Source organism: Stenotrophomonas sp. ISL-67 (genome assembly GCF_018612915.1).
Classification (GTDB): domain Bacteria; phylum Pseudomonadota; class Gammaproteobacteria; order Xanthomonadales; family Xanthomonadaceae; genus Stenotrophomonas.
Genome location: NZ_JAGGRL010000008.1, coordinates 48,806 through 75,253, shown reverse-complemented (window position 1 = coordinate 75,253; position 26,448 = coordinate 48,806). Strand labels below are relative to the sequence as shown.

General features: G+C 68.5%; 28 protein-coding genes. 15 read left to right on the top strand and 13 right to left on the bottom strand.

All coding sequences use genetic code 11. From position 1 onward, the window contains the following. Positions 1-100: 100 nt before the first annotated feature. Positions 101-880 (top strand): hypothetical protein, encoded by a 780-nt coding sequence (locus tag J7J08_RS10250; RefSeq protein ID WP_214904837.1) that lies wholly within the window; start codon positions 101-103, stop codon positions 878-880. A 117-nt stretch (positions 881-997) separates the two neighbouring features. Here the strand turns inward: J7J08_RS10250 and J7J08_RS10245 are convergent, their stop codons facing one another. The 3 genes from J7J08_RS10245 to J7J08_RS10235 form a co-directional block, all read right to left on the bottom strand. Beyond that, positions 998-1,351 (bottom strand): DMT family protein, encoded by a 354-nt coding sequence (locus J7J08_RS10245; protein ID WP_214904834.1) that lies wholly within the window; start codon positions 1,349-1,351, stop codon positions 998-1,000. An 82-nt stretch (positions 1,352-1,433) separates the two neighbouring features. Continuing rightward, positions 1,434-3,917, bottom strand: coding sequence for an FtsX-like permease family protein (locus J7J08_RS10240; protein WP_214904831.1), 2,484 nt, complete (start codon positions 3,915-3,917; stop codon positions 1,434-1,436). After that, positions 3,914-4,513, bottom strand: coding sequence for an ATP-binding cassette domain-containing protein (locus tag J7J08_RS10235; protein WP_214904828.1), 600 nt, complete (start codon positions 4,511-4,513; stop codon positions 3,914-3,916). Before J7J08_RS10235 ends, J7J08_RS10240 begins: the two co-directional genes overlap by 4 nt. 120 nt (positions 4,514-4,633) lie before the next feature. Here J7J08_RS10235 and J7J08_RS10230 point away from each other — a divergent pair, with 120 nt between their 5' ends. The 3 genes from J7J08_RS10230 to J7J08_RS10220 all read left to right on the top strand — a co-directional run bounded on the left by J7J08_RS10230 (position 4,634) and on the right by J7J08_RS10220 (position 7,509). Further along, positions 4,634-5,299, top strand: a complete 666-nt coding sequence (locus J7J08_RS10230) for an arylesterase (protein ID WP_214904825.1) — start codon at positions 4,634-4,636, stop codon at positions 5,297-5,299. Positions 5,300-5,372: 73 nt separating this feature from the next. Beyond that, positions 5,373-6,086: a response regulator transcription factor gene (locus J7J08_RS10225; RefSeq protein WP_019182442.1), complete on the top strand. Its 714-nt coding sequence runs from the start codon at positions 5,373-5,375 to the stop codon at positions 6,084-6,086. A 151-nt stretch (positions 6,087-6,237) separates the two neighbouring features. Then, complete coding sequence (locus tag J7J08_RS10220) at positions 6,238-7,509, top strand: HAMP domain-containing sensor histidine kinase (RefSeq protein ID WP_214904822.1); 1,272 nt, start codon at positions 6,238-6,240, stop codon at positions 7,507-7,509. Between the two features lie 133 nt (positions 7,510-7,642). Here J7J08_RS10220 and J7J08_RS10215 read toward each other — a convergent pair whose 3' ends face one another. Next, positions 7,643-8,374 (bottom strand): SGNH/GDSL hydrolase family protein, encoded by a 732-nt coding sequence (locus tag J7J08_RS10215; RefSeq protein WP_214904819.1) that lies wholly within the window; start codon positions 8,372-8,374, stop codon positions 7,643-7,645. Positions 8,375-8,553: 179 nt separating this feature from the next. Between J7J08_RS10215 and J7J08_RS10210 the strand changes: the two genes are divergently transcribed. The 8 genes from J7J08_RS10210 to J7J08_RS10175 all read left to right on the top strand — a co-directional run bounded on the left by J7J08_RS10210 (position 8,554) and on the right by J7J08_RS10175 (position 14,086). Next, positions 8,554-8,934: a diacylglycerol kinase gene (locus J7J08_RS10210; protein ID WP_214904815.1), complete on the top strand. Its 381-nt coding sequence runs from the start codon at positions 8,554-8,556 to the stop codon at positions 8,932-8,934. 44 nt (positions 8,935-8,978) lie between these two features. Beyond that, positions 8,979-9,728, top strand: coding sequence for a TerC family protein (locus J7J08_RS10205; RefSeq protein WP_214904813.1), 750 nt, complete (start codon positions 8,979-8,981; stop codon positions 9,726-9,728). Between the two features lie 116 nt (positions 9,729-9,844). Further along, a complete protein-coding gene (locus J7J08_RS10200; protein WP_214904811.1) occupies positions 9,845-10,492 on the top strand; it encodes a LemA family protein in 648 nt (215 codons plus the stop codon). A 3-nt stretch (positions 10,493-10,495) separates the two neighbouring features. Further along, positions 10,496-11,371: a TPM domain-containing protein gene (locus J7J08_RS10195; protein ID WP_214904809.1), complete on the top strand. Its 876-nt coding sequence runs from the start codon at positions 10,496-10,498 to the stop codon at positions 11,369-11,371. Further along, positions 11,371-11,859, top strand: a complete 489-nt coding sequence (locus J7J08_RS10190) for a TPM domain-containing protein (protein ID WP_214904807.1) — start codon at positions 11,371-11,373, stop codon at positions 11,857-11,859. The genes J7J08_RS10195 and J7J08_RS10190 overlap by 1 nt, the downstream gene beginning before the upstream one ends. Positions 11,860-11,910: 51 nt before the next feature. Further along, positions 11,911-12,807 carry a prolipoprotein diacylglyceryl transferase gene (gene lgt / locus J7J08_RS10185; RefSeq protein ID WP_214904805.1) on the top strand — a complete coding sequence of 299 codons (897 nt, stop codon included), beginning with the start codon at positions 11,911-11,913 and terminating at the stop codon, positions 12,805-12,807. Then, entirely contained in the window at positions 12,804-13,598 is a 795-nt protein-coding gene (locus J7J08_RS10180) for a thymidylate synthase (protein WP_214904802.1), read from the top strand. Before lgt ends, J7J08_RS10180 begins: the two co-directional genes overlap by 4 nt. Next, entirely contained in the window at positions 13,595-14,086 is a 492-nt protein-coding gene (locus J7J08_RS10175; RefSeq protein WP_214904799.1) for a dihydrofolate reductase, read from the top strand. The genes J7J08_RS10180 and J7J08_RS10175 overlap by 4 nt, the downstream gene beginning before the upstream one ends. 146 nt (positions 14,087-14,232) lie before the next feature. Here the strand turns inward: J7J08_RS10175 and J7J08_RS10170 are convergent, their stop codons facing one another. The 9 genes from J7J08_RS10170 to J7J08_RS10130 all read right to left on the bottom strand — a co-directional run bounded on the left by J7J08_RS10170 (position 14,233) and on the right by J7J08_RS10130 (position 23,476). Then, on the bottom strand, positions 14,233-15,231 hold the full coding sequence (locus tag J7J08_RS10170; protein WP_214904794.1) for a symmetrical bis(5'-nucleosyl)-tetraphosphatase: 999 nt from the start codon (positions 15,229-15,231) through the stop codon (positions 14,233-14,235). Positions 15,232-15,244: 13 nt separating this feature from the next. Continuing rightward, a complete protein-coding gene (gene apaG, locus J7J08_RS10165; RefSeq protein WP_214904791.1) occupies positions 15,245-15,628 on the bottom strand; it encodes a Co2+/Mg2+ efflux protein ApaG in 384 nt (127 codons plus the stop codon). Positions 15,629-15,649: 21 nt separating this feature from the next. Then, complete coding sequence (rsmA, locus tag J7J08_RS10160; protein ID WP_214904788.1) at positions 15,650-16,465, bottom strand: 16S rRNA (adenine(1518)-N(6)/adenine(1519)-N(6))-dimethyltransferase RsmA; 816 nt, start codon at positions 16,463-16,465, stop codon at positions 15,650-15,652. After that, complete coding sequence (pdxA, locus tag J7J08_RS10155; RefSeq protein WP_214904785.1) at positions 16,462-17,442, bottom strand: 4-hydroxythreonine-4-phosphate dehydrogenase PdxA; 981 nt, start codon at positions 17,440-17,442, stop codon at positions 16,462-16,464. Before pdxA ends, rsmA begins: the two co-directional genes overlap by 4 nt. Before the next feature lie 10 nt (positions 17,443-17,452). Continuing rightward, positions 17,453-18,805 carry a peptidylprolyl isomerase gene (locus tag J7J08_RS10150; RefSeq protein WP_214904783.1) on the bottom strand — a complete coding sequence of 451 codons (1,353 nt, stop codon included), beginning with the start codon at positions 18,803-18,805 and terminating at the stop codon, positions 17,453-17,455. Further along, positions 18,802-21,252, bottom strand: coding sequence for an LPS-assembly protein LptD (lptD, locus tag J7J08_RS10145; protein WP_214904781.1), 2,451 nt, complete (start codon positions 21,250-21,252; stop codon positions 18,802-18,804). Before lptD ends, J7J08_RS10150 begins: the two co-directional genes overlap by 4 nt. A gap of 132 nt (positions 21,253-21,384) precedes the next feature. Then, positions 21,385-22,296: a histone deacetylase family protein gene (locus tag J7J08_RS10140; RefSeq protein WP_214904779.1), complete on the bottom strand. Its 912-nt coding sequence runs from the start codon at positions 22,294-22,296 to the stop codon at positions 21,385-21,387. 29 nt (positions 22,297-22,325) lie between these two features. After that, positions 22,326-22,880, bottom strand: a complete 555-nt coding sequence (locus J7J08_RS10135; protein WP_214904777.1) for a cob(I)yrinic acid a,c-diamide adenosyltransferase — start codon at positions 22,878-22,880, stop codon at positions 22,326-22,328. Between the two features lie 11 nt (positions 22,881-22,891). Beyond that, the gene (locus tag J7J08_RS10130) at positions 22,892-23,476 is read right to left on the bottom strand and encodes a hypothetical protein (RefSeq protein WP_214904775.1); all 585 of its coding nucleotides are present in this window, start codon (positions 23,474-23,476) and stop codon (positions 22,892-22,894) included. 85 nt (positions 23,477-23,561) lie between these two features. Here J7J08_RS10130 and ubiH point away from each other — a divergent pair, with 85 nt between their 5' ends. The 3 genes from ubiH (at position 23,562) to J7J08_RS10115 (ending at position 26,396) form a co-directional block, all read left to right on the top strand. After that, positions 23,562-24,767, top strand: coding sequence for a 2-octaprenyl-6-methoxyphenyl hydroxylase (ubiH, locus tag J7J08_RS10125; protein ID WP_214904773.1), 1,206 nt, complete (start codon positions 23,562-23,564; stop codon positions 24,765-24,767). After that, positions 24,764-25,939 (top strand): UbiH/UbiF family hydroxylase, encoded by a 1,176-nt coding sequence (locus J7J08_RS10120; protein ID WP_214904771.1) that lies wholly within the window; start codon positions 24,764-24,766, stop codon positions 25,937-25,939. The genes ubiH and J7J08_RS10120 overlap by 4 nt, the downstream gene beginning before the upstream one ends. Positions 25,940-26,051: 112 nt before the next feature. Continuing rightward, the gene (locus J7J08_RS10115) at positions 26,052-26,396 is read left to right on the top strand and encodes a hypothetical protein (RefSeq protein ID WP_214904768.1); all 345 of its coding nucleotides are present in this window, start codon (positions 26,052-26,054) and stop codon (positions 26,394-26,396) included. The last annotated feature ends 52 nt before the right edge of the window (positions 26,397-26,448 follow it).

Genomic DNA, 26,448 nt, shown 5'->3' with positions numbered 1-26,448 from the left:
TCTGTTGCGTGGCTGCGGCGCTGCATGATCGATTCCTGGTGGTTTTTTCTCCACGGCAGGCAGCTACTGGAAGGACCTGCATAGAGAGGTCCTTCCTGCCATGCATTTCCCGAACCTGTTCACGGCCGTGGTCGGCGCCGCCGCCGCGTTCCACGGCACCCGCGCCGCGCCCATCGCGTCGAGCCAGAGCGGTGTGGTCCCGCTCACCGACGTCTGCAACGGCGGCAGCCCGCTGCCCGATGCGTTGCTCGCTTCGGTAGGGCGCAACTACGCCGCCTGCCACCGTCGCATCGGCGAAAACCCGCGCCTGTTCGGCGGGCTCACCGCCATGGGCGCGCAGGCACTGTGCGTGGCCCAGTCCGGGCTCGACGCCGGCTTTGGCCATGCGCTGCAGGGGCGGCCCAGCGAGATTCCCGTGCTGCGTGAAGGCCTGCATCGGCTGGCCGGCAGCCGGGCCGCCAATCCGTTGCCCAGCCCAGGCACCGCATCCCATTCGCTGGACCAGCTGCGCCAGATCAACTTCAACGATTACCGGCACAGCCGCTCCACCCAGTACGCCAGCCAGCTGGAGCGGCAGGTCGCGCTCCTGCGCACGCACATTCCGCCAGCGCAGCGTAGTTCCATCAGCGATGCACGTCGTGCGGCCGCGTCACCGGAATGTCGCCGCGCCTGGAAGCGTCACCTGCCGCAGTGGGTGCGCGCCGAGATCGCTGAACGCAGCACGCTGGTGACCATGCGCGAGGTGGGCAACCCCGAATCGATCAGCCATGCCCAGGCCGATGCGCTGCGCGCGGACCTGGCGGGGATGCGGTTCGGCAACACCGCAATGAAGCGGCGCATGCATGAGGAGGCGGTGGTGGCGCTGGTTGGACGCGATTGAGGGTCAACCGACCCACGGTATGCCCGCCGTTGGCGAGCACCCTTCGGGCCGTCGCAAGCGACGTCAGGCACGGCTCCGCCGTTCCTTGCGATTGCTACCCGAGTGAGCGCGTTGCGCTCACTCTTTGAACATCAGGAACGCCGCCGCCACGATCAACCCGAACGCCGCGTAGTGGTTCCACTTCAACGGCTGGTCCAGGTAGAACGCTGAGAACACCGCGAACACAACCAGGGTGATCACTTCCTGCATGCCTTTCAGCTGCGGGGCCGAGTACACCGCGCTGCCCAGCCGGTTGCCCGGCACCTGCAGGCAGTATTCGAAGAAGGCGATGCCCCAGCTGACCAGAATCACCGTCATCAGCGGTGCGCTCTTGTACTTGAGGTGGCCATACCAGGCGAAGGTCATGAAGATGTTGCTGCCCAGCAGCAGCAACACCGGGTACAGGTAGGCGGTGAACGGTGGGCCGGGCATCGCGGGGGGATCTCGAGGACGTGGAGGACGTGATTATCCACGGAAGGTAGCCCCGGCCGTTGGCCGGGGTACGTGGTGCGGGTCAGGCCTCGCGCAACGCCAGCGCTGGTGGCGTATGCAGGATCCGGCGGGTGCCCCACCAGCCGGCCAGCGTGCTCAGCGCCACGCCCAGCGCGCCGCCGACCAGCAGGGGGCCCCACGGCGGGCTGAGCTGCAGTTCAAACACCTGCCGGGCCACCACGCTGCCCAGCAGCGCGGCGGTGCCCACCGCCAACAGCGAGGACAGCAGCCCCAGCGCGCCGAACTCGACCAGCACCGCGCCGCGCAGCTGGGTGCGGGTGGCGCCCAGGGTGCGCAGCACCGCGCTGTCGTAGCGGCGCTCGCCGGCGGTGGCCTGCAGCGCCGCCAGCAGCACCAGCACCCCGGCCAGTAGGCTGAAGCCCATCACCAGCTGCACGGCCTGGGTCACCCGGTCCACCACCTCGCGCACCCGCTGCAGGATGCTGTCGATATCCAGCAGGGAAATGTTCGGGTACTCACGGGTCAGGCCGGCCAGCGCTGGCGCCTGTTCGCGGGGCAGGTGGAACGCGGTGATCAGGTTGTAGGGCGCATCGCCCACCGCACCTTCGTTGAGCAGAAGGAAGAAGTTCACCCGGAACGAATCCCAGTCGGCCTTGCGGATGCTGGTCACCGTGAAACGCCGTTCCTGCTCGCCCATCTGCAGGGTCACGGTGTCGCCCAGCGTCATCCCGTAACGTTCGGCCCAGCCCTGTTCGATGGACGCTTCGGGGGCGGTGCTGCCGGGTGCCCAGTACGTACCACTCAACAGGGTATTGGCCGGAGGGAAGTCATGCCGCCAGGAAAAGTTGACCGGGCGATTGGCATCGTCGTCATCGTTGCTGTTGTCTTCGCGTGCCTGCCGCTGCGGCGGTTTGTCGTTGACCGCCAGCAGCCGCCCGGTACTGAACGGCTCGATCCCCGGTGAATCCACGCCCAGCGCGCCCAGTGCGGCCAGCACGGGCTGGCGTTGTTCGGGCTGGATGTTCATCAGGAAGTAGTTGGGTGTATCGCTGGGCAGGCGGTCGCGCCACTGGGCCAGCAGCCCCGGGCCGATCACCGACAGCAGCAACAGCGCGCACAGCGACAGCGACAGCCCCACCAGCTGCATCACCGCCAGCCCGCGGCGCCGGGTAAGGGCGGCCAGGCCCAGCTTCCAGCGCCCACGCAGGCGTGGCTGCAGGCCGCGCAGCAGCCACAGCAGGGCCGCACCGGCCGCGCCGGCCAGCAGTGCCAGCGCGGCCAGCCCGCCCAGCACCCAGGCCGCCAGCCGCACATCGCCCGTGGCCTGTACGGTCAGCGCCACCGTGGCTGCCAGCGCAGCGGCATAGACCAGCAGCGAGCTGGGCGGCAGGGTCGCGAAGCTGCGGTTGAGCACCCGCATCGGCGGCACCTTGCGCAGCCGCAGCAGCGGCGGCAGGCCGAAGCCGAGCAGCAGCACCAGCCCGATCCCGGCCCCGCTCAGCGCCGGGGTCGCCTGCGGCAGTGGCAAGCGGCCCGGAATCAGCCCACCCAGCGCCTGTACCAGCCCGGCCTGCGCGACCATGCCCAACCCGATCCCGACCAGGCAGGCCGGGACCGCCAGCAGCACCAGCTGCAGCGCCATCGCGCTGAGGATGTCGCGCTGGCGTGCGCCCAGGCAGCGCAGCACCGCCACCTGGTCGATCCGGCGCAGCGCGAAGCGGTTGGCCGCCAGGGCGGTGGCGACGCCCGCGAGCAGCACCGCCAGCAGCGCGGCCAGCGACAGGAAGCGGCCGGCCAGGTCGAACGCGCCGCGCACGCCACGCTGCGCATCGGCGATGCCGACAATGCGCAGGCCCTTGGCGCGCGGCTGCAGCCAGCCGCGGAAGTCGGCAATGGCGTCGGTGTTGCCGGCGAACATCATCCGGTACGAGGCGCGGCTGCCTGGACCGAGCAGGCCGGCGCGGTCCACGTCGACCCGGTTGACCAGCAGCGGCGGCGACAGCTGCATCAGCTCGCCGGAGGTATCGGGTTCGGCCTGCAGCACGCGGGTCACGGTGAGCGTGCCGGCGCCGAACTCGAGTGCATCGCCCACCTGCAGTCCCAACGCCTGCATCAAGCGGGGATCGGCATACGCTTCGCCCGCCGCGGGGGTGCCGGCCACTTCGCCGGCGCCGCCGGAGGCGCGACTGACCCGCAGTTCGCCGCGCAGCGGATAGCCGGCACTGACCGCTTTGATGTTGGCCATCTGGCTTTCATCGCCATGGAACAGCACGCTGGGGAAGCTGACCATGCGCGTGCTGGCCAGGCCGCGCGCACGTGCCTCGTCGGCAAACGCCTGCGGCACGTCCTCGCGCCCGCCCAGGCCGAGGTCGCCGCCGAGCATTTCCGCGGCGCTGCTGGTCAACGCCAGCGTGACCCGGTTGACCAGCGTGCCCACCGCAGTCATCACGGCCACGCCCAGCACCAGCGCGGCGAACACGGTGAGCAGGTCGCCGGCCAGGAATTCCCGGCGCAGCGCGCGCCCTGCATGGCGCAGGACGTTCATGCGCTGATTCCGGCGGCATCGACCAGGCGGCCGCCATCGAGCCGGTAGATGCGTTCGCAACGCTGGGCCAGGCGCAGGTCATGGGTGACCAGCACCAGCGTGGTATCGCTGGTGGCGTTGAGCGCGAACAGCAGGTCGCTGATCTGCTGCCCGGTGGCCTGGTCCAGGCTGCCGGTGGGCTCGTCGGCAAACAGGATGCGCGGCCGCGCCACGAATGCCCGCGCCAGCGCCACGCGCTGCTGCTCGCCGCCGGACAGCTGGCGCGGGTAGTGGCGTGCGCGGTGGCTCAGCCCGACCTGGGCCAGCACCTCGCGCACCCGCGCGGCATCTTCGCGCCCGGCCAGTTCCAGTGGCAGCGCGATGTTCTCTTCGGCGGTCAGCGCCGGCAGCAGGTGGAAGCTCTGGAACACGAAGCCGACTTCGCGCGCGCGCAGCTGCGCGCGGGCTTCCTCATCCAGTGCGCCCAGCGTGGCTCCGGCCAGGGCGATCTCGCCGCGGCTGGGCAGGTCCAGTCCGGCCAGCAGGCCGAGCAGGGTGGTCTTGCCCGAACCGGACGCGCCGACGATGGCCACGCTCTCGCCTTCATGGACGGTCATGTCAATGTTGTCCAGTATGTGGACTTCACCCTCCGGGCCACGTGCGGACTTGCCCACGTTGTGGGCGGCGATGGCGACGGGCGCGCTGCGGGGGGACAGGCTGTCGATGAGGATTCTCCAATGTACCGAGCAAAGTGGGCGGGCCGCGCGGCCCAGGTGGTCTGGTTGCTGGCAGGGTTGCTGCTGTTGCCTGCGCTGGCGTGTGCCAAAGGTACGGACACCCGGCACGCGGTGCTGGTGGTCGGCGATAGCCTCAGTGCCGCCCACAATATCCCGGCCGCTTCGGGCTGGGTAAACCTGCTTCAGCAGCGGGTTAGCCAGCAGATCACGCCGCCGCCGGCGATCATCAACGCCAGCATCAGCGGCGAAACCACGGCCGGTGCGCTGACCCGGCTGCCGGCGCTGCTGGACAAGCACCGGCCGTCGGTGGTGGTGATTGAACTGGGCGGCAATGACGCGCTGCGTGGGCTCACCCCGGCGCAGCTGCGCGGCAACCTGGAGCAGATGATCGTGGCCAGCCAGAAGGCCGGTGCCAAGGTGCTGCTGCTGGGCATCGACGTACCTCCCAACTACGGGCCCGCCTACCGGGATCGCCTGCGCCAGAGCTATGCGGGCCTGGCCAGCCAGTACAAGGTGGCCCTGCTGCCGTTCCTGCTGGAGGGGGTGGCCCTGCAGCCGGGGCTGATGCAGGGCGACGGCCTGCACCCTACTGCCGCGGCCCAGCCGAAGGTGCTGGACAACGTCTGGCCGCTGCTCAAGCCCTTGCTGAACGCCCCGCCGAAATAATCTGTGAGCGGCTTCACATCGCCTCCACCGACGATCCGGCATGTTTCACAAAGCTGAAGAAAGAGGGACTCCCATGCGTCAGACAAAGGAAACCTCCGGCCTGGTGCTGGTGGTCGAAGACAACCGCAATATCTCCGAGATGATCGGGGAATACCTGGAAGGCCGTGGGTTCGAGGTGGACTATGCCCAGGACGGGCTGGATGGCTATCGTCTGGCGGCTGAAAACAGTTACGACGTGGTGGTGCTGGACCTGATGCTGCCGCGGCTGGACGGCATCGAAGTCTGCCGCCGGTTGCGCAACGATGCGCGCAAGTCGACGCCGGTGCTGATGCTGACCGCGCGCGATACGCTCGATGACAAGCTCACCGGCCTGGGCTTCGGCGCCGACGATTACCTCACCAAGCCGTTCGCGATCCAGGAGCTGGAAGCCCGCCTGCGCGCGCTGATCCGGCGCGAACGTCGCCAGGTGGGATCGGAAGTGCTGAAGGTCGCCGACCTGGTGCTGGACCCGGTCAGCATGCGCGCCACGCGTGCGGGGACCGAGCTGCAGCTCTCGCCCATCGGCCTGCGCCTGCTCACCATCCTGATGCGCGAATCCCCGCGCGTGGTGACCCGCCAGGAAATCGAACGCGAGATATGGGGCAATGGCCTGCCCGATTCGGACACCCTGCGCAGCCATCTGTACAACCTGCGCAAGATCATCGACAAGCCGTTCGACCGCCCACTGCTGCACACCGTGCAGAGCGCCGGCTACCGCATTGCCGATATCGCCCAGCCCATGAGCTGATGCGCCACACGGCAGGGCGCACGACGGCACCGGCCTTTGCCGGCTTCGGTGTACACGATGCCCCGGCACCTGCCGGGGCATCGTCATTGCTTGCACGATGGAATAACGGCGCGCTTTCCTATAATCGCGGCGACCCGACCTGGATTTCGTAATGCCGCACGGTCTGCCGCGCAAGATCCGCATTGTCTTCATCCTGCAGGCCGTCCTGGCCAGCCTGGGCATCCTGCTGGGTGCCTGGCTGGTGTCGCTGGTGATCAAGCACAGCCTGGTCAGCAGCGCGCTGCAGGAAGAAGCGACCTACTTCTGGGACCTGCACGCGGCCTCGCCCGCGCAGCCGCCGCCGAACACGCGCAACATCCGCGGCTACCTGCTGGAAACGGGGCAGTCGGCGCTGAGCCTGCCGCCCAACCTGCGCACGCTGGCACCCGGCTTCCACGAGTTGGAGGCCGACGACCAGCTGGTGCTGGTCGACGCGCGCGCGGAGGGGCAGTTGTACCTGGTGTTCCTGCGTTCGCGCGCGGAAATGCTGGCGTTCTGGTTCGGCATCGTCCCGGTGCTGCTGACGCTGCTGGCGGTGTATGGCGCCTCGTGGATCACCTACCGCGCCTCGAAGCGGCTGGTCTCGCCGGTGAACTGGCTGGCGCGGCGGGTATCGCGCTGGAACCCGGGCCATCCGGAAGCATCGGACCTGGCACCGGAAAAGCTGCCGGCGGACATGCAGGGCGAAACGCGGCAGCTGGCGGCGGCACTGCATTCGCTGGCCACGCGAGTCACCGCGCACGTGGCGCGCGAACGCAACTTCACCCGCGATGCGAGCCATGAACTGCGCACGCCACTGACGGTGATCCGGGTAGCCAGTGACATGGCCTTGGGCGACCAGGACATGACGCCGCGGCTGCGCCGCGGCCTGAACCGCATCCAGCGCGCGGGGCGCGACATGGAGGCGGTGATCGATGCGTTCCTGATCCTCGCGCGCGAGGCGGACGTGGAGCCGCAGATCGAGCTGTTCGATGTCAACGAGATCGTGCGTTACGAGATCGACAACGCGCGCGAGCTGATCGCCGGCCGGCCGGTCGAGATCCACCTGCACAGCGGGGCGCCGGTGCACCTGCACGCGCCGCCGCGGGTGCTGCAGGTGGTGGTCAGCAACCTGCTGCGCAACGCGTGCAGCTACACCGATGAAGGTCGCATCGACGTGGACGTGCTGGACGACCGCGTGGTGGTGCGCGATACCGGCATCGGCATGTCAGCCGAAGCGCTGTCGCGCGCGTTCGAGCCGTTCTACCGCGCCGAACCCAGCCGGCCGCAGGGCACGGGCCTGGGCCTGTCGATCGTGCGCCGCCTGTGCGACCGCTTCGGCTGGAAGATCGCGCTGACCAGCGAACCCGGCGTCGGCACCCAGGCCACGATCATTTACCGCTGACCCGTAAAAGCGTAGAGCGACGGCGTTTCCATTGCCTGCGTGCAGGTGAGCGAGCGCGGTAGGGTCGGTTCCCAAACGACCGCCGACCTTGCTGATCGGCCCTTTAACGCATGACCGCGAACAACACGCGCTCTTACCGCTTCACCGCGTCACACTGCACTTTCGGTGCCAACGCATCGCGCCAGATCGCATACCCATCCGCCGTCATATGCAGCATGTCTTCCCGGAACAACGCCGCGCGCGGCTGGCCATCCTCGCCCAGCATCGGGGTGTAGATGTCGGTGTAGCCGGTGTTGGGCAGTTTGGCCAAGGCCTGCTGGATCAACCCGTTTGCCTCCTGCACCGCCGGCAGCAGCTGCGCGCGCGACGGGCTGGGCTTGATCGAGATCACCTCGACGGTGGTCTTCGGCAGGTCGCGGTGCACGCGCTGCACGAACGCCACCACGTCGTCGCGCACCTGGGTAGGCGTACGGCCGCTGTTGAGGTCGTTGTCACCTGCGTAGAAGAACACCTTGCAGGGCGCGTAGGGGATGAGTATCTGCCCGGCATACCAGGTGCTGTCGCGCACTTCGGACCCGCCGAAGCCGCGGTTGAATACCTGCTGGCCCGGGAAATCGGCCGCCAGCGTGTCCCACATCCGGATCGAAGAGCTGCCGATGAATTCGATGCCGCCGCGCGGCGGCGGGGTGGCGGCGTCGGCCTTGGCGAAGGCGGCCATGTCGCCGGCCCAGGCCACGTTCGACACCTGGGCCGGAACCTCTGGCGGCGCCGGCGCCGGCGCGGGCGAAGGCGTGAGGGCCAGGGCGGGCAGGCTGGCGGTCAGCGCCAGGGCGAGCAGCAGGGGACGGGCGAAACGCTGGGACATGAACGGCTCCATGGATGCGTACGGTCATTCTAGGCCGGGCGCGCGATGGCGGTTGGCCGGTCAGGCCCCCCCGTGTGGCAAAATGTCCGATTCTTCAACGCCTGCCGCGCTGCCCATGACCCCTTGTCGTGCCCCGCACCTGCTGTCCTGCTTCCCTTCCCGCTGCGGAGTGTCCCTGCGTGGCTGATGAAATCGGGCACATGCCGCGCGGCCCCAAGCGCATCTTCAAGGCCGCGGTGTGGTCCTGGCAGGGCCTGCGGGCTGCCTGGCTGCACGAGTCCTCGTTCCGGCTGGAGGTCTACCTGCTGATCGTGCTGGCACCGCTGGCGTTCTGGCTGGGCCAGACCCCGGTCGAGCGCGCGCTGATGATCGGCTCGATGCTGCTGGTGCTGGCCATGGAACTGGCCAATTCGGCGATTGAAGCGGTGATCGAACGCTACGGCGCCGAATTCCATGAGCTGGCTGGCCGCGCCAAGGACATGGGCTCGGCGGCGGTGTTCGTGCTGATGATGAATGTTCTGTTGTGCTGGGGCCTGGTCCTGGCGCCGCGCGTGTTCTGACGCGCCCCACGTATCGTTCTCCCCCTTGGTAAGGATCCTGGTCCATGTTGCTTGAGCTGCTGTCCGACCCGAACGTCTGGTTGACCCTGTTGACCCTGAGCGCACTGGAAATCGTGCTCGGCATCGACAACCTGGTGTTCATCTCCATCGCCGTGAGCAAGCTGCCCGAAGCGCGCCGTCCGTTCGCGCGCAAGCTCGGCATCGCGGTGGCGTGCATCACCCGCATCCTGCTGCTGGTCTCGCTGGCCTACCTGGCGCACATGCAGGCCAACCTGTTCACCGTGGCCGGCATGGGCATCTCCATCCGCGACCTGGTGCTGATCCTCGGTGGCCTGTTCCTGATCATCAAGGGCGGCATGGAAATCCGCGAGCTGATCACCGGCGGCGAAGACGAAGATCCCACCACCACCAAGGCCTCGGCCGTGTTCGGCATGGTGATCGCGCAGATCGCCATCATTGACATCGTGTTCTCGCTGGACTCGGTGATCACCGCGGTCGGCATTGCCGACCACGTACCGGTGATGGTCGCGGCCATTCTGCTGTCAGTGGCGGTCATGCTGTTGGCGGCCAACCCGCTGGGCCGTTTCATCGACGCCAACCCGACGGTGAAGATGCTGGCCCTGGCCTTCATCCTGCTGATCGGTGCGGTGCTGATCCTGGACGGGCTGGACGTGCACGTGCCCAAGCCCTACATCTACGCCGCCATGGGCTTCTCGGTGCTGGTGGAGTGGCTGAACCTGCTGATGCGCCGCCGCGCGTTGGCGCACCACGTGCCGGGTGCGGGCAACTGGTAAGGGGACGCCGCCGCCCCCTGACTCAGGGGGCGGGGCGCGCGAGGCGACCCTAACGGCGAATTCACCCCTATTCATGGCATTCTCCGGCTCCCGACCACCCGATTCCGGAGCCGGCCATGCGTACATCCACCCGACTGATCCTGCTGGCGCTTCTGGCCAGCCTGTTGTCCGGTTGTGGTTACAACTCCATCCAGCAGAAGGATGAACAGGTCAAGGCCGGCTGGGCCGAGGTGCTCAACCAGTACAAGCGCCGTGCCGACCTGATCCCCAACCTGGTGCAGACCGTGGAAGGCTATGCCAACCAGGAACGCCAGGTGCTGACCGATGTGACCAACGCCCGCGCGCGGGTGGGCCAGGTCAACGTGAACGCCGATGATGCCGACTCGCTCAAGCAGTTCCAGCAGGCACAGGGCGAGCTGAGCGGTGCGCTGTCGCGGCTGCTGGTGGTCACCGAAAACTACCCCAACCTGAAGTCCGACCAGGGCTTCCGCGACCTGCAGGCGCAGCTGGAAGGCACCGAGAACCGCATCACCGTGGCCCGCGGCCGCTATATCCAGCAGGTGCAGGACTACAACACCTACGTCCGCTCGTTCCCGCAGCTGATCACCGCCAAGCTCTTCGGCTACAAGGAAAAACCGAACTTCACCGTGGAAAATGAAGCGCAGATCTCGCAGCCGCCGGCCGTGAAGTTCGGCGCGCAGCCCGCGGCCCCGGCCCCCGCCCCCGCGCCGCCGCCGCAGCAGGCCCCGGCGCCGGCCCAGTAACCGGTGAACCTCCGCCTGCTGCAGCGCGCGCTGTTGCTGCTGGGCCTGTGCCTGGCGGGGGCTGCGTGGGCGCAGACAGACGCGGCAATTCCGCCGCTGACCTCGCCGGTGGTGGACACCACCGGCACCCTGGATGCCACGCAGAAGCAGGCGCTGGAAGCACAGGCGCTGGCGCTGCAGCAGCGCAAGGGCAGCCAGCTGCAGATCCTGATGGTGCCCAGCACCCAGCCCGAGACGATCGAGCAGTACACCCAGCGGGTGTTCGAGCAGTGGAACATCGGCCGCAAGGGCGTGGACGATGGCGTGTTGCTGGTGGTGGCCAAGGACGACCGGCGGGTGCGGATCGAGCCGGGCTACGGGCTGGAAGGCGCCATTCCCGATGCCATCGCCAACCGGGTGATCCAGGAATACCTGGCCCCGCACTTCCGCAGCGGGGATTACGCGGGCGGGCTGGCCGACGGTACCGCGGCGCTGGTCAAACTGATCGATGGCGAGGACCTGCCGGCCCCGGTCAGCGCCAACCCAGCGCCGCGCGGCAGCGGCGGTGACGGCTTCACCGTCGCCCTGGTGATCGGCTTCTTCGTTGGCACCTTCGCCCGTGCCCTGCTGGGCTGGTTGCCGCGCCCGGTGCGCGCGCTGCTGGGTGGGGGCGGGGCGGCGGTGGCCGCGTTCCTGTTCACCTCGCTGTGGCTGGCCAGCGGCCTGGCCGGGCTGATCGGGCTGTTCGTCGGCTTCTCCTCCGGCCGGGTCGGCCGCTTCGCCCGCAACAGCGGTTGGGGCGGGGGTGGCTTTGGTGGGGGCGGTGGCTTCGGCGGCGGTGGTGGCTGGGGCGGTGGCGGTGGGCGATCCGGAGGCGGTGGCGCCTCGGGGGGCTGGTGATGCGCTGGTGGCGCCATCTGTTCGCCCCGTCGCTGCGGCGGACCTTCCCGCCGGCTGCGTTGCAGGCGATCACCGACGCGATCGCCGCAGGCGAACGCCGCCACGGCGGCCAGGTCATGTTCGCGGTGGAAGCGGACCTGCCGCTGACGGCGCTCTGGCAGCGGGTGACGCCGCGCCAGCGGGCGGAACATGCCTTCGCCCAGCTGCGCACCTGGGACACCGAGCAGAACAACGGCGTGCTGGTCTACCTGCTGCTGGCCGACCACGCCATCGAGCTGGTGGCCGACCGTGGCCTGCGCGGCAGAGTGGGCGAGGCGCAGTGGCAGGCGGTCTGCGCGCACATGCAGCAGCAGCTGCGCAACGGCGTGCTGCAGGACGCGGTGCTGCTGGCCATCGCCGAGGTATCGGACCTGCTGGCCGGGCACTATCGGCCCGGCAGCGGGTCCCAGGATGACGCCCTGCCCAATACGCCTCAACTGCTTGGTTGAGGTACGGTGGCGCTGGCCCGAGAATAGCCGCTTACCTGCAAGGCATCGCCCATGATCTATTTCCACGACATCGACCCCATCGCCATCTCGCTTGGGCCGGTCAAGGTGCACTGGTACGGCATCATGTACCTGCTCGGCTTCACCGCGGCCTGGTGGCTGGGGCGGCGGCGCATCGCGGCGGGGCGCCTGCCGGGCGTGGATGCCAACGGCTTCTCCGACCTGCTGTTCTACGCGATGCTCGGCGTGGTGGTGGGGGGGCGCGTGGGTTACATGCTGTTCTACGCGCTGGGCGATTTCCTGCACAACCCGCTGCTGCTGTTCAAGGTCTGGGACGGCGGCATGAGCTTCCATGGCGGCCTGCTGGGCGTGCTGTTCGCCTCGTGGTACTGGTCGCGCAAGCACCGCCTGCACCTGGGCGATACCATCGACTTCATGGCGCCGCTGGTGCCGCTGGGCCTGGGCTTCGGCCGCATCGGCAACTTCATCGGCGCCGAGCTGTGGGGCAAGTACACCGACGGCACCTGGGGCGTGGTGTTTCCCTCGGGCCTGCCGGCACCGCTGGACCAGCTGGACATGCCGGCGCTGCGCGAGCAGTTCGCCACCGGTGCGCTCAATCAGTTCGCCCGCCACCCGTCGCAGCTGTATGAAGCGCTGCTGGAAGGGCTGGTGATGTTCGCGGTGCTGTGGGCGGTGTCGGCCACGCCGCGCCACCGTTACCTGGTGTCGGGCCTGTTCGCGCTGATGTACGGCGTGTTCCGCTTCGCGGTGGAATTCGTGCGCATGCCCGACAACGGCGTGTACCTGGCCTTTGATTGGTTCACCCGCGGCCAGCTGCTGAGCCTGCCGCTGGTCGCGTTTGGCCTGGTGCTGCTGGTGCTGTCGCGCCGCGCACCGGTGCTGCAGCCGGTGCTGCCGGCCACCCCTGCCGCTGCTGGGGGCAAGGCATGAAAGCGTACCTGGACCTGCTCGAGCACGTGCTCGAACACGGCACGGAAAAGTCCGACCGCACCGGCACCGGCACCCGCAGCGTGTTCGGCTGGCAGATGCGCTTCAACCTCAACGACGGTTTCCCGCTGGTCACCACCAAGAAGCTGCACCTGCGCTCGATCATCCACGAGCTGCTGTGGTTCCTGAAGGGCGACACCAACATCGGCTACCTGCAGGACAACCAGGTGCGGATCTGGGACGAATGGGCCGACGCGAACGGCGACCTCGGCCCGGTCTACGGCAAGCAGTGGCGCAGCTGGGCCACGGCCGACGGCGGCAGCATCGACCAGATGCAGTGGCTGGTGGACGAGATCAAGCGCAACCCGGATTCGCGGCGGCTGGTGGTCAGCGCCTGGAACGTGGGCGAGCTCTCGCAGATGGCGCTGATGCCCTGCCACAACCTGTTCCAGTTCTATGTAGTGGACGGCAAGCTGAGCTGCCAGCTGTACCAGCGCAGCGGCGACATCTTCCTGGGCGTGCCGTTCAATATCGCCAGCTACGCGCTGCTGACCCACATGGTGGCGCAGGCCACCGGCCTGGGGGTCGGCGATTTCGTACACACCCTGGGCGATGCGCACCTGTATTCCAACCATTACGAGCAGGCCCGTGAGCAGCTGGCGCGCGAACCGCGCGCGCTGCCCACGCTGTGGTTGAACCCGGAGGTGACCGATCTGTTCGGCTTCCAGTTCGACGACATCCGCATCGACGACTACCACCCGCACCCGGCGATCAAGGCGCCGGTGGCGGTATGAAGCTCTCCCTGATCGTCGCCCTCGACCGCGACCACGGCATCGGGCAGGACAACCAGCTGCCCTGGCAGCTGCCGGACGACCTGAAGCGCTTCAAGGCACTGACACTGGGCAAGCCGATCCTGATGGGCCGCAAGACCGCGCAGTCGCTCGGCCGCGCGCTGCCCGGCCGACCGAACCTGGTGTTGACCCGTTCGGGCCAGGTGCCGTTCGAGGGCATGCAGGCAGTGGCGTCAATCGAAGAAGCAAAGGAGTTCGCAGAAACCGTCGGTGCCGACGAGCTGTGCGTAATTGGTGGCGGCGAGATCTTCCGCCAGCTGCTGGACCAGGCCACCGACCTGCATCTGACCTGGGTAGATGCAGAGGTAGCGGCCGACACGCATTTTCCCGAAGTCGATCCACAACAGTGGACCGAAGTCGCGCGCGAGCACCATGACGCCGACGCCAAACACGCGTTCGCCTTTGATTTCGTAGATTACGTCAGGCGCTGAGCGGTGGCGCTGTCGGCCCAAGCCAGGGATACTCGCGGTTGTGGGCCGTTCGCCTGAATCCAACTGCAGCCGGGCAGAGCCCGGCTCTACGATGCCGCCAATGCCGCAGTGCCGCAGTGCCGTCGTGCGTCACGCCGGCATGCGCGTCACGCCGTGGTCGGCGTGCTGTTGCCTTCGTTGCCGCTCGGTTCGGGCGCGCGCCGTGGCTGCTGCTGGCGTGGGCCGCGGTTGCTGTTGCGCGGACCACGCGGGGGACGGCCATTGGAGCTGCTGCCTTCGTCCTCATTGCGCCGCACCGGCGGGCGCGGCGGCGTCACCGGCTTGGGCACATCGCGGCCCGGCACCTGCACCACGCGCAGCTCTTCGGTGTCCAGCTGCAGTGCCGTGAGCTTGCCGCCCCAGACCGCGCCGGTGTCGATCGCATGCACGCCCTGGGTGATCGTCAGGCCCAGCGCCGACCAGTGCCCGCACACGATCTTCAGATCGCGTTCGACCCGGCCCGGTACCTCGAACCAAGGGTAAAGCCCTTGTTCCTGCGTGCCCGGCGTGCCCTTGTCCTCGATCCCGATCCGCCCACGCGGCGTGCAGTAACGCATGCGCGTGAGCAGGTTGATGATCGCCCGCGAACGGTCGTAGCCGGCCAACCCGGGCGACCAGCCCGGCTTGTCGCCGTACATGTTGCGGAACAGCTTGCGGTAGCCGCTGCCGTGCAGCTGTACCTCCACCTCGCGGGCGTGCTTCTCGGCCAGCTGCGTAGTCCACTTCGGGGCCAGGCCCGCGTGCACCATCATCCAGCCCAGCTCGCGGTCCACGTGCACCAGCTTCTGCAGGCGCAGCCATTCGAGCAGTACATCGCGGTCTTCGGCCTGCACGACCCGCAGCAGGTCCGGGTTGACCTTGCGCTGCTCTTCCTCGGTGCGGGCACCAACGGCCAGCAACGACAGATCGTGGTTGCCCAGCACCACCACGCTCTGGTCGCGCAGCGAATGCACCAGCCGCAGCGTTTCCAGCGACTGGCCGCCACGGTTGACCAGGTCGCCACAGAACCACAGTGTGTCCACCGCCGGGTCGAAGCGGATCTTCTCCAGCAGACGCTGGGTCACGTCGTAACAGCCCTGCAGGTCGCCGATGGCCCAGACACTCATGCGTGCGCCTCCATCAGTGCAGCGTGCGCGGGATGGTCAATACGAATGGCGCGATGGGAGCTGCGAACTCGGTGCCATCGTCGGCCACCATGTCGTAATGCCCCTGCATCGTGCCGTGCTCGGTTTCCAGCATGACACCGGAGGTGTAACGGAAGTCTTCACCCGGGCGCAGCCGCGGCTGTTCGCCGATGACGCCATCGCCGTCCACGTGCTCGACCCGGCCGTTGCCGTCGGTGATCCGCCAGTGGCGGGCCACCAGCCGCGCGGCCACGCGGCCGCCATTGTGGATGCGGATTGTGTAGGCGAATGCAAAACGCCCGTCCTCGGGCGTGGACTGGTCATCGAGGAAGCGCGGGGCGACCTCGACCGAGATCGCATAGTGTGCAGCGTCGTTCATGCAGGCAGTTTAGTGGGAGTTTCAATCTTCCGCGCGCGGCACGTTGGCCAACGCGATGAACTGCGCCACTTCCAGCTGCTCGGCGCGCGCATCACTGCGCACCCCGGCTGCTTCGAACTGTTCGGGCGTGACCACCCCGTTCAGTGCGTTGCGCAGCGTCTTGCGGCGCTGCCCGAAGGCAGCACGGACCACATCCGCGAAGCGGCGGCGGTCGATGATGCCCACCGTGGCCGGATCACGCGGCACCAGCCGGACCACGGCTGAGTCGACTTTCGGCGGCGGCCGGAACGCGCCCGGCGGCACCACGAACAACGAGGTGACCTTGCACCAGGCCTGCAGCATCACGCTGAGCCGGCCGTATACCTTGCTGCCCGGGTCGGCCGCCATGCGGTCCACCACTTCCTTCTGCAGCATGAAGTGCATGTCGCGGATCACCGCGGCATGGTCCATGGCGTGGAACAGGATCGGCGACGAGATGTTGTAGGGCAGGTTGCCCACCAGCCGGATCTGGCCGTCGCCGGCCAGCTCGGTGAAGTTCACCTGCAGCACGTCGCGGTGCACGATGGTGAGTTCGCCCAGCGGTTCAGCGGCGGCGGTCAGCGGTGCGATCAGGTCGCGATCGAATTCGATCACGGTCAGGCGCGGGTGGCGGCGCAGCAGCGGCAGGGTGATGGCGCCCTGGCCCGGGCCGATTTCGACCAGGCGGTCGTCGTCCTTCGGGTTGACCGCCAATACGATCTTGTCGATGTAGCTGCGATCGGCCAGGAAGTGCTGGCCCAGCTGCTTTTTGGCCGGAGCGGTAAACCCGGCGGCCGAGGGGGAATGCGGGGAAGTCATGGCACCAGTGTACGTTGGCGCGCCAGCCGGGCACACCATTGCGTGGCGGCGAACAGGCTGGAGGAGTCGGCGATGCCGCGTCCGGCCAGGTCCAACGCGGTGCCGTGGTCGACCGCAACGCGGGGGTAGGGCAGGCCCAGGGTGATGTTCACCGCCTGCTCGAAACCGCTGTATTTGAGTACCGGCAGGCCCTGGTCGTGGTACATCGCCAGCACCGTGTCGAACCCGGCCAGCTTCTGCGGCAGGAACGCCGTATCGGCCGGCAGCGGCCCGACTAGGTCCATGCCCTCGGCACGCAGCTGCGCGAGCAGCGGAATGATCAGGTCCAGCTCTTCACGGCCCAGGTGCCCGTCCTCGCCTGCGTGCGGGTTCAGCCCGAGCACCGCGATCCGCGGCGCGGCGATGCCGAATGCCCCGCGCAGCGCGCCATCCACGATCCGCAGCGTGCGCGCAAGGCGTTCAGGGGTGATGGCATCGGCCACCGCGCGCAGCGGCAGGTGGGTGGTGGCCAGCGCCACGCGGACGATATCGTTGGCCAGCATCATCACCACGTCCGCACCCGCCTGGTCGGCCAGCAGTTCGGTGGTGCCGCTGTAGGCGATCCCGCCCTGGTTGATGACAGCCTTGTGCACCGGCCCGGTGACCACCCCGTGCAGGCGGCCGTCCAGGCACGCCTGGCCGGCCTGCAGCAGGGCGCCGATCACCGCGCCGGCATTGGCCGGATCGACCTGGCCGAAGCGTGAGGGGACCGCATTGGGCACCTCCCGCAACGGCAGATCGCCCGGCTGGCGGGCGATGGCATCTTCAGGCAACAGGGTCAGGGGCAGCGACAGCGCCGCTGCGGCGGCCCGCAAGGTATCCGGGTCGGCGAACGCCAGCAGCCGGCAATCGGTGCGCGGCTGCTGGATCAGGCGAAGGCAGAGTTCCGGGCCGATCCCGGCGGGCTCGCCCGGTACCAGAGCGAGCTGCGGGATCATCGCCAGCGTCTCAGGGCTTGGTCGGGGCCGGGGCCTCGGCCTCGGCCGGCGCGGCTGCCGCAGTGCGCAGGTCCACGTAGGCTTCGCCGCGCAGTTCCTGCAGGTAGCGGTTGTACTCTTCTTCCAGCTTGCGGCGGCCGATGGTCTCGCGGATCTGGGCACGCTTGTTGTCGGTGCCCGAATCGGTCTGGCGGGTGGCCACGCGCTGCACGATGTGCCAGCCAGCGTCGGTACGGAACGGCGGGCTGACGCCACCGTCGCTCAGGCCGGACACCTCCTTGCCGAAGTCCGGGCCGAAGGCGTCAACAGGGAACCAGCCCAGATCGCCGCCCTGGCCCTTGCTGTTGGTGTCCTCGGACGAGGCCTTGGCTTCGGCCTCGAAGTCCGCACCACCGGCGATCCGTGCCCGGACCGAGTCGATCTTGGCCTTGGCGGTCGCGTCGTCCTGCTGGTCGTTGACCCGCACCAGGATGTGGCGGCCATGGTATTCGGTGATGGTCTGGCCCGTGGTGGCGGCACTGGCATCGCGCACTTCCACCAGCTTGAGCAGCTGGAAGCCGCTTGGGCCGCGCAGCGGACCCACCACCTCGCCCGCCTTCATGCCGGTCATCATCTGCGCGAACGCACCGGGAATTTCATCCAGCGAACGCCAGCCCAGGTCGCCGCCTTCCAGCGCGTTGGGGCTGTCGGAGTAGCGGACCGCGGCGGCATTGAAGTCCAGCTCGCCCTTGTCCAGCAATCCCTTCACGCCTTCGACCTTCTTCTGGCCGGTGGCGATCTGCTCGGCGGTAGCGCCTTCCGGCAGGGCGATCAGGATGTGGGCCAGGTGGTACTGGGTACCGGCGGTGGCTTCCTGCTTGAGCGCGGCATCCACTTCACCTTCGCTGACGCTGATGCGGCTCTGCGCGAAGCTCTGGCGCAGGCGCTGCACGATGATTTCATCGCGGACCGAGCTGCGGAAGTCGTTGAAATCCACGCCGTCGGAGGCCAGGCGCTGGCGCAGGGCATCCAGGTTGGAGCCGTTCTGCTGGGCAATCGCGTTCAGGGCCTGGTTGAGCTCCTGGTCGCTGACCTTGATGCCGCTGCCTTCGGCGCGCGTCACCTGCAGCTTGACCAGCACCAGGCGCTCGAGCACCTGGCGGCTGAGCACGTCATCGGGCGGCAGCTGGCCTTCGCGCCCGGCGTACTGGGCCTTGATGTTGACGATGGCACGGTCCAGCTCGCTCTGCAGCACGACATCTTCATCGACGATGGCGGCAATGCGGTCCAGCGACTGGGCCTGCTGGGCCAGCACCTGCAGCGGCGCGGAGACGGTGCTGACCGCGATCAGGGAGGCGAGGAGGACGGGGAAGGTCTTGGTCATGGGATCAGGTTGGGATCGTAGTCTTCGCGCGTGGGGGCGCCCGTGTTGGCGGGCGGCACGAGATAGAGGTCGTCTCGGTAGTACCCGAGAATAGCACGGCGCAAAGTGCGGTCCGTGTTCTGGCCGACGGAGCTCAGGCCCTTGAGCACGAACTCGATCTGGAAGGAGTTGTTCAGCTCGCCCTCGCGGTTGCGCACGTAGCGGCGGGCCAGGGCGCGCACGGCCAGGCAGCAGCTGTCCCACTGCACGCCACCGATGATTTCCAGCGGTGCCTTGTCTTCGATGGAGTAGTAGTAGCGGCCCACCACGCTCCAGGTTTCGTTGATCGGGTACAGGAAGGACAGGTCCACCTGTTCCAGCAGGGTGCGTTCTTCCTTGGTCGCGGTGGCCGGGGCGGCCGCATTGAGGCGGTGGCGGTAGGTCAGGTTGATGATGCCGTCGTTGGACATCAGGTAGCGTGCGCGCACGCTGGCCAGGTCCTCGCGCTTGTACTTGGGGTCCCACTGGTAGGTGGCGCCCAGGTTCCAGCGGTCGTTGATGGCGTAGTTGGCGTCGGCGATCCAGGCCGACTTGCCCTGCTCGATCTGGGCGGGCTGGTTCGGCAGGGTCACCCGCGAATCGTCGAAGTACAGGATCTGGCCGATGCTGCCGGAGAAACGCTCGCGACCGGTTTCCTGGTTGATGAAGCGGGTGCTCAGCGCCATGGTCAGCTGGTTGGCGTCGTTCTGGCGGTCCGCGCCGGTGTAGCGGGAATCGCGGAACAGCTGGCCCCAGCTGAAGGTGAAGTCGCGGGTATCGAAGATCGGCAGGTCGCTCTGGTCGCGGTAGGGCGTGCGCAGGTAAAACAGGCGCGGTTCCAGCGTGTGCAGGTAGCCCTTGCCGCGGATGGTGGTCTCACGGTCGAAGAACATGCCGGCGTCCAGGCTGGCGATCGGCACGCTGCGGTGCGGCGAGGTATTGCCGCGCAACTGGTCCGGCGTGGGGTTGGTGATCCCCGCGTCCCGCAATGCCTTCAGCCGGGTCTGGTCCGCAAGCCCGCGGTCAAGCTCGTAACCGGTGTAGCGGTAGGCCAGAGTCGGGGTGACGTACCAGGACGCGCCGGCGAACGGCATCGTCACGTACGGCTTCACGTCCAGGCGCGAACCGTTGTAATACGGGGTCACCACGCCCGTGCGTTCGTAGTCGCCGGCAGCGCCGAACTTCTGGTTGACGTCGTCATGGGTGAAGTGGACCGCCTCGGCGTACACCCCCACTTCCAGCCAGGGCAGCAACGGCTTGTCCCAGGTCCCGAACAGGCGCGGTTGGCGCGCGTACGGCAGTGAGGACTCGGTCAGGGTGTAGTCGGTGAGCTGCCAGTAGTCGGCCATCAGCCCGGCCCGCCAGTTCTTGCCGGTCCCGTAGATGCCGACCTGGCTCTGCAGGCTGGAGGTGGTCACCCCCAGCAGCTTGCTGGAGAAATCCTCGGTGTAGCGCTCGTCGCTCACCCAGGCGATGTTGGCGCGGGCCTGCCAGGTCTTGTTGACGTTGTGGTAAGCGCTGTATTCGACCTGGCCACGGTCCTTGTCGCGCAGCTTGTCATTGGGCAGGTAGGCGGTCTGCAGTTCGCCACGGCCGCCGTCATAGAGATAGCGGAACTCGTTGTCGAGCATCAGGCCGCGCTTGCTCATGTAGCGCGGGGTCAGGGTGTCGTCGTAGTTCGGCGCCAGGTTGAAGTAGATCGGCTGGGCATAGTCGAAGCCGTTGCGCCCGGACATGCCCAGCTGCGGGTAGAGCAGGCCGGTCTGGCGGCGGTCGTCGATCGGGAACTTGAAGTACGGTGCCCACATCACCGGCACGTTGCCGATGCGCAGCACCGCGTTGCGCGCGGTACCGAAGCCTTCTTCATTGTCCACGTCGATCTGCGGTGCCGACAGTTTCCAGACCGGCTGCGAGGGATCACAGGTGGTATAGGTCGACCGGTGCATCTGGCCCACCGAGCCCTGCAGGTCGATCGAATCGGCGCCGCCGTGGCCGCGCCGGTCCACCAGCTGGTACTGGATGTCACTGATCTTGTGGGTGTCCGATTCCTGGTTGCCTTCGGCGCGCTTGGCGGTCATCCGGATCGACGAATCCTGGTAGCGGACATTGCCTTCGGCGATGTAGTTGCCGCTTTCGGTGTCGAAGCTCAGGTGGTCCGTGCCCAGGAACTGGTCGCCGCGCTTGAGCGCCACGTTGCCCTGGTACTGCGGCACGGTGCTGGTACCAAACAGCGCGTCGCCTTCGATATCGGTGGGTTGCTGGTCGCGGGTTTCGGCCGCGGCCTTGTCCGCCACGGGGGCGTCCTGGAAGACAGGCAGGACATCGGTCACCGGGCACAGGCCCCAGTTCACCGGTTTGTCGTCGGCCATGGCCGGCAGGCAGATGGCAATGCTCAGGGGGAGAGGCAGCAGGCGGAGGGCTCGGCGCACGCGGGATTCGGATTCGGACGAAAACGGATCGTAGCTTGCCCCATCCCTTGCATAGGGGCAATGAAGGCCTGCCGCAGGCGAGGGTTCAGGTTCATCCGGAAGGCGGTAGTGCCGGGCCATGCCCGGCAATCGTCACAGCATCGCGCCCACATGCGCGACCGAACATTCGGCGAGGGCCTGCAGGTCGTATCCGCCCTCCAGCATGGACACCATGCGACCGCCGCCATGGCGACGAGCCAGGGTGCGCAGCTCAGCGGTGATCCAGGCGAAATCATCGGTTTCCAACATCAGGTCGGCCTGCGGATCGCGCAGGTGGGCGTCGAAGCCGGCCGAGACCAGCACCAGCTGCGGGCGGAAATCGTCGATGGCCGGCAGCATCTCGTCCGCCCACGTGTTGCGGAAGCGGAAGCCGCCGCTGCCTGGTGGCAGCAGGATGTTGAGCAGGTTGCCGGCGCCCCGGTCGCGGCGCAGCCCCGAGTTGGGGAACAGGCCGGCCTGGTGGGTGCTGTAGTAGGCCACGCGGGGCTCGGCCACGAAGATGTCCTGGGTGCCGTTGCCGTGGTGGACGTCGAAATCGACCACCGCGATCCGCTCCAGGCCGTAGCGGTCGCGCGCATAAGCGGCGGCGATGGCGATGTTGTTGAAGAGACAGAACCCCATCGCGGTGGTCGCGGTGGCGTGGTGGCCAGGCGGGCGCACCGCGCAGAAGGCCATCGGGTCGTCGCCCAGCATCACCGCATCGACGGCCGCCACGCCGGCCCCGGCCGCGTGCAGTGCCGCGCTGGCCGAGCCGGGCGAGGTCATCGTGTCCATGTCGATCAGGCGCAGCGGCTCGGTCTGCGGCGCCAGCACCTGGTCGATCAGCTCGCTGTCGTGCACCCGGGCCAGTTCGCCGAATTTGGCCGGCGGTGCCTGGCGCCAGTCGAGCTGGTCGGGGTAGGCGGCACGCAGGGCATCGAGCACCACCTGCAGGCGTTGGGGGCATTCGGGGTGGCCGCGGCCGGGATCGTGTTGCAGACAGGCGGGATGGGTGAAAACCAGCATGCGGACAGGGTTCCGGGACGGTGGGCGGCTCAGCCGTGGCGGCGGGTGTGCTGCCAGAGGACCTCGCCGTGGCCGTCGGCACGGGCGAGCACGCGGGCCAGTACGAACAACAGATCCGACAGCCGGTTGAGGTAATGCAGCGCCTCGGCGCGCACCGGTTCCTGGCGGGCCAGGGTGACGGTTTCGCGCTCGGCGCGGCGCACGATGGCGCGTGCCAGGTGGCAACGGGCGGCGGCTTCGCCGCCACCGGGCAGGATGAACTCCTTCAACGCCGGCAGGTCGGCGTTGAAGTGGTCAAGCTGCCGTTCCAGTGCGTCCACGTCGGCCGCCTGGATCGCGGCGTGGCCGGGAATGCACAGCTCGCCGCCCAGGTCGAACAGCTGGTGCTGCACGGTGGTGAGCAGGGCGCGCACGTCATCCGGCAGCGCCACCGCCAACAGCACGCCCAGCGCCGAGTTGGCCTCGTCGAGGGTGCCGAAGGCGTTGACCCGTGCCGCATCCTTGGCCACCCGGCTGCCGTCGCCGAGGCCGGTGCTGCCGTCATCGCCGGTGCGGGTATAGATGCGCGACAGCCGGTTGCCCATCTGCGCCGGACTCAGTGCAGCGCGTCGTGGCGGGCGTGCAGCAGCTTGACGACCTGTTCGGTGGCCAGCTGCAGCGCGGCCGCCAGGCCGACGTAGATCGCTGCGGTACGCAGGTAGGGCAGGAACCAGTCCACATAGTTCTGCGCCCAGCCCTGCACGCTGGGTGCAGCGACCACGTCGCTGGTCCAGTAGAAGCCGCTCTGCGCGAACAGGTGGCATACCGCCACCGCCGCCGCCAGCAGCGCCGCGGCCTTGGCCAGCGCGGTCCAGTCCGCGCTGCGGTAACCCTGGCGCAGCAGCGCGCCACCGGCCCACATCGCAGCGTAGGCCGGCACCAGCAGCGCGGTGCCTGGCGAGACGCAGTAGTGCTGCCAGTAGCCGATGCCGCTGGCGCGGATCACCAGCACGTCGATCACGATCGCCAGCACCATCAGCAGCGGGAACGCCCAGCGCGTCCAGCTGCGCAGGTGGAAGCCGGCGATGAAGAACACCGCCCAGGATGCGTCGGGGATCGCCGCGAAGTGATTGACCCGGGTCGCCGCCATCAGCAGCACGAGCACGAACAGGATGAAGGCGCGTTGGGCAGTGGTAGTCATGGGGGCGGGCGGTGAGAGTCCAGCGTTCATTCTAGCGCCTGCCGCCACGGGGCGTTGCCGGGCCGCACGCACTATCATGGGCGGCATGAGTGAACGTCATGACGTAGTGATCGTGGGCGGCGGCCTGGTCGGCGCCAGCCTGGCCATTGCCCTGGACCGGGCCGGCCGCGATGTCGGGCTGGTCGAGATCGCCCCGGCCGGCGCGCTGCCGCCGGTGTTCGACCAGCGCAACCTCAGTTTTGCCGCGGCCACGGTCAACGCCCTGACCGCGTTGGGGGTAATGCCGCTGCCTGGCGCGGCGGTGGGCCCGATTACCCGCATCCACGTCAGCCGCGCCGGCGATTTCGGCCGGGTGCAGATGGATGCCGCGCAGTACGATCGCCCCTGGTTTGGGCAGGTGGTGGTGGCGCGCGATTTCGGCCAGGCGCTGGAAACCCGCCTGCAGGGCCTGCAGCGCCTGGCCCGCTACCGCCCGGCGCGCTTTCTGCGGCTGGGCGCCACGGTCGACGGCTACCGCGAGGTGGTCATCGCCGACGACGCCGGCGAGCGCACCCTGCTGGCGCGGCTGGTGGTCGGCGCCGACGGCACCCGCAGCGGTGTGCGCGAGGCGCTGGGCATCGGCGTGGACGAGCATGACTTCCAGCAGACCCTGTTCGTGGCCCGCGTGCGCCCGGCCCGCGCGCCGGACGGCACCGCGTTCGAGCGCTTCACCGATACCGGCCCGACCGCGCTGCTGCCGCGGGGCGACCGCCATTACGGCGTGGTGCACGGCGTTGCCCGCGACCAGGCCGATGCGGTGCTGGCGCTGGACGACGTGGCCTGGCTGGCCCGGCTGCAGCAGGCCATCGGCTGGCGCGCCGGACGCCTGCTGGACAGTGGTCCGCGCAGCGCCTATCCGCTGGTGCAGGTGTTGGCGCAGGCACGGGTGGGCGAGCGCGCGGTGCTGCTGGGCAATGCGGCGCAGACCATCCATCCGCTGGGCGCGCAGGGCTTCAACCTTGGCCTGCGCGATGCGCTGACCCTGGCCGAGCTGATCGAAGCCGCCGACGACATCGGCAGCGATGCGTTGCTGCAGGCGCATGTCGCGCGTCGGGAAGAGGATCGTCGCCAGACCATCGCGTTCTCGGGTGGGTTGGCGCGGCTGACCAGCAATCCCGCACCGTTGATGCGCCCGCTGCGCAGTCTCGGGTTGCTGGCGGCGCAGGCCACCTCGATGCAGTCGATGCTGGTCGGCGGCGCGATGGGCTTCCGCGGCGAGGTTCCGGCGCTGTGCCGGGGAGCCGGCGCATGAGCCGGCGCGCGCGCGATGTGATCGTGGTGGGCGGCGGCGTGGTCGGAGCCGCCTGCGCGCTGGCGCTGGCCGATGCCGGGCTGGAGGTTACGCTGGTGGAAGGCCGCGAGCCAACGGCGTGGCAGCCGCAGCAACCTGACCTGCGCGTCTACGCATTCGCGCCGGACAATGCGCAGCTGCTGCGCACGCTCGGGGTGTGGCCCTCGGTGCTGGCCGCGCGCGCCTGCGCTTACCGGCGCATGCGGGTGTGGGATGCCGCGGGCGGTGAGGAGCTGCGGTTCGATGCCGACCGCCTGGGCCGCGAGCAGCTGGGCTGGATCGTGGAGAACGACCTGCTGGTGGATCGGCTGTGGTCCGCCCTGCCCGGGGCGGGTGTGCAGCTGTGCTGCCCGGCGCGGCTGGAGGCGCTGGAACAGGATGCCGACGGTGTCCGCCTGCGCCTGGACGATGGGCGCCGGCTGGATGCCGCGCTGGCGATCGCCGCCGACGGGGCGGACTCGACGCTGCGCCGCCTGGCCGGGGTGCAGGTCAGCCGCCAGGATTACGACCAGCGCGGCGTGGTCGCCTACGTCGACACCGAACAGGACAACCAGGCCACGGCCTGGCAGCGCTTCCTGAGTACCGGGCCGCTGGCGGTACTGCCGGCTGGCGCACGGCGCAGCTCCATCGTGTGGACCTTGCCCGATGCCGAAGCCGGGCGCGTGCTGGCGTTGGACGAGCCAGCGTTCAACGCGGAACTGACCCGCGCGTTCGGTGCCCGGTTGGGTGCGATGACGCTGGCTTCGCGGCGCGCCGCCTTCCCGCTGCGCCGTCAGCTGGCCAGCGCCTACGTGGCCGGCCGCGTACTGGCCCTGGGCGATGCCGCACACGTGGTGCACCCGCTGGCCGGGCAGGGCGTGAACCTGGGCCTGCGCGACGTGGCGGCGCTGCATGCCAGGGTGCTGCGCGCACAGCAGCGGCGGCAGGACTGGGCCTCGCCGGATCGCCTGCAACGCTGGGCGCGCGAACGTCGCAGCGAGAACACGGTGTCCGCCTACGGCTTTGACGCAATCAACACCGTTTTCTCGAATGACGAGATGCACCTGACCCTGGCGCGCGGCTGCGCGCTGGGCAGCGTGGGCCGCTGGCCACCGCTGGTGTCGGCATTGTGGAAGCGCGCGGCGGGGTTGTAGTCCCGAGGGGATCGAAATCTGGAAGCGGGCACGGTTGCGACTGGGCAGACTGCGGCGCGGCTGGCGCTGTCCCGCACCGGCAGCCGCGTCTCCTCCCTTCCGGAATCCTCCCATGGAACTGCCACCCCTTGTCCGTCCTCTGCCGTCCTCGCCGGCGCACAGCATCCTGGGCGGCGACCCGCGCCGTGCCCCCGGCGGCATCAAGTGGCAGCTTACGACCGTGCACAACCGTGGCATGGCCCCCCCGAAACCGCTGCACGACGTCGCCGGAGACGCGCGGACTGCGAAACCCGGTGTGCCGCACGCTGTCTCCGGCGCCGACGACAAGGTGGCAGTCGTGCGAAAGGACGAGGCCAACAGAGGCAGCTGCCAGTATTTCGTGGAGCTGTTGAGGTCCCAGAAGCAGGGTCTTCCGGTAGAGAAGTGCCTTCTGTTGAACCAACGCCGCCAGGACTGATGTGCACTGCGGCAGGCCTGGTGGTTGGCGCGACCGGCCTGGGATGATCGTT

Bases quoted from the DNA above. Each gene is read 5' to 3' on its own strand.
- J7J08_RS10220 (WP_214904822.1), top strand. From the start codon at position 6,238: ATGCCGCACGGTCTGCCGCGCAAGATCCGCATTGTCTTCATCCTGCAG.
- pdxA (WP_214904785.1), bottom strand. From the start codon at position 17,442: ATGATCCCGCAGCTCGCTCTGGTACCGGGCGAGCCCGCCGGGATCGGC.
- J7J08_RS10190 (WP_214904807.1), top strand. From the start codon at position 11,371: ATGCGCTGGTGGCGCCATCTGTTCGCCCCGTCGCTGCGGCGGACCTTC.
- J7J08_RS10235 (WP_214904828.1), bottom strand. From the start codon at position 4,513: ATGACCGTCCATGAAGGCGAGAGCGTGGCCATCGTCGGCGCGTCCGGT.
- J7J08_RS10230 (WP_214904825.1), top strand. From the start codon at position 4,634: ATGTACCGAGCAAAGTGGGCGGGCCGCGCGGCCCAGGTGGTCTGGTTG.
- J7J08_RS10115 (WP_214904768.1), top strand. From the start codon at position 26,052: ATGGAACTGCCACCCCTTGTCCGTCCTCTGCCGTCCTCGCCGGCGCAC.
- J7J08_RS10130 (WP_214904775.1), bottom strand. From the start codon at position 23,476: ATGACTACCACTGCCCAACGCGCCTTCATCCTGTTCGTGCTCGTGCTG.
- J7J08_RS10200 (WP_214904811.1), top strand. From the start codon at position 9,845: ATGCGTACATCCACCCGACTGATCCTGCTGGCGCTTCTGGCCAGCCTG.
- J7J08_RS10250 (WP_214904837.1), top strand. From the start codon at position 101: ATGCATTTCCCGAACCTGTTCACGGCCGTGGTCGGCGCCGCCGCCGCG.
- J7J08_RS10175 (WP_214904799.1), top strand. From the start codon at position 13,595: ATGAAGCTCTCCCTGATCGTCGCCCTCGACCGCGACCACGGCATCGGG.
- ubiH (WP_214904773.1), top strand. From the start codon at position 23,562: ATGAGTGAACGTCATGACGTAGTGATCGTGGGCGGCGGCCTGGTCGGC.
- J7J08_RS10205 (WP_214904813.1), top strand. From the start codon at position 8,979: ATGTTGCTTGAGCTGCTGTCCGACCCGAACGTCTGGTTGACCCTGTTG.
- lgt (WP_214904805.1), top strand. From the start codon at position 11,911: ATGATCTATTTCCACGACATCGACCCCATCGCCATCTCGCTTGGGCCG.
- apaG (WP_214904791.1), bottom strand. From the start codon at position 15,628: ATGAACGACGCTGCACACTATGCGATCTCGGTCGAGGTCGCCCCGCGC.
- J7J08_RS10245 (WP_214904834.1), bottom strand. From the start codon at position 1,351: ATGCCCGGCCCACCGTTCACCGCCTACCTGTACCCGGTGTTGCTGCTG.
- J7J08_RS10135 (WP_214904777.1), bottom strand. From the start codon at position 22,880: ATGGGCAACCGGCTGTCGCGCATCTATACCCGCACCGGCGATGACGGC.
- rsmA (WP_214904788.1), bottom strand. From the start codon at position 16,465: ATGACTTCCCCGCATTCCCCCTCGGCCGCCGGGTTTACCGCTCCGGCC.
- J7J08_RS10225 (WP_019182442.1), top strand. From the start codon at position 5,373: ATGCGTCAGACAAAGGAAACCTCCGGCCTGGTGCTGGTGGTCGAAGAC.
- J7J08_RS10180 (WP_214904802.1), top strand. From the start codon at position 12,804: ATGAAAGCGTACCTGGACCTGCTCGAGCACGTGCTCGAACACGGCACG.
- J7J08_RS10170 (WP_214904794.1), bottom strand. From the start codon at position 15,231: ATGAGTGTCTGGGCCATCGGCGACCTGCAGGGCTGTTACGACGTGACC.
- J7J08_RS10120 (WP_214904771.1), top strand. From the start codon at position 24,764: ATGAGCCGGCGCGCGCGCGATGTGATCGTGGTGGGCGGCGGCGTGGTC.
- J7J08_RS10215 (WP_214904819.1), bottom strand. From the start codon at position 8,374: ATGTCCCAGCGTTTCGCCCGTCCCCTGCTGCTCGCCCTGGCGCTGACC.
- J7J08_RS10240 (WP_214904831.1), bottom strand. From the start codon at position 3,917: ATGAACGTCCTGCGCCATGCAGGGCGCGCGCTGCGCCGGGAATTCCTG.
- J7J08_RS10140 (WP_214904779.1), bottom strand. From the start codon at position 22,296: ATGCTGGTTTTCACCCATCCCGCCTGTCTGCAACACGATCCCGGCCGC.
- J7J08_RS10150 (WP_214904783.1), bottom strand. From the start codon at position 18,805: ATGACCAAGACCTTCCCCGTCCTCCTCGCCTCCCTGATCGCGGTCAGC.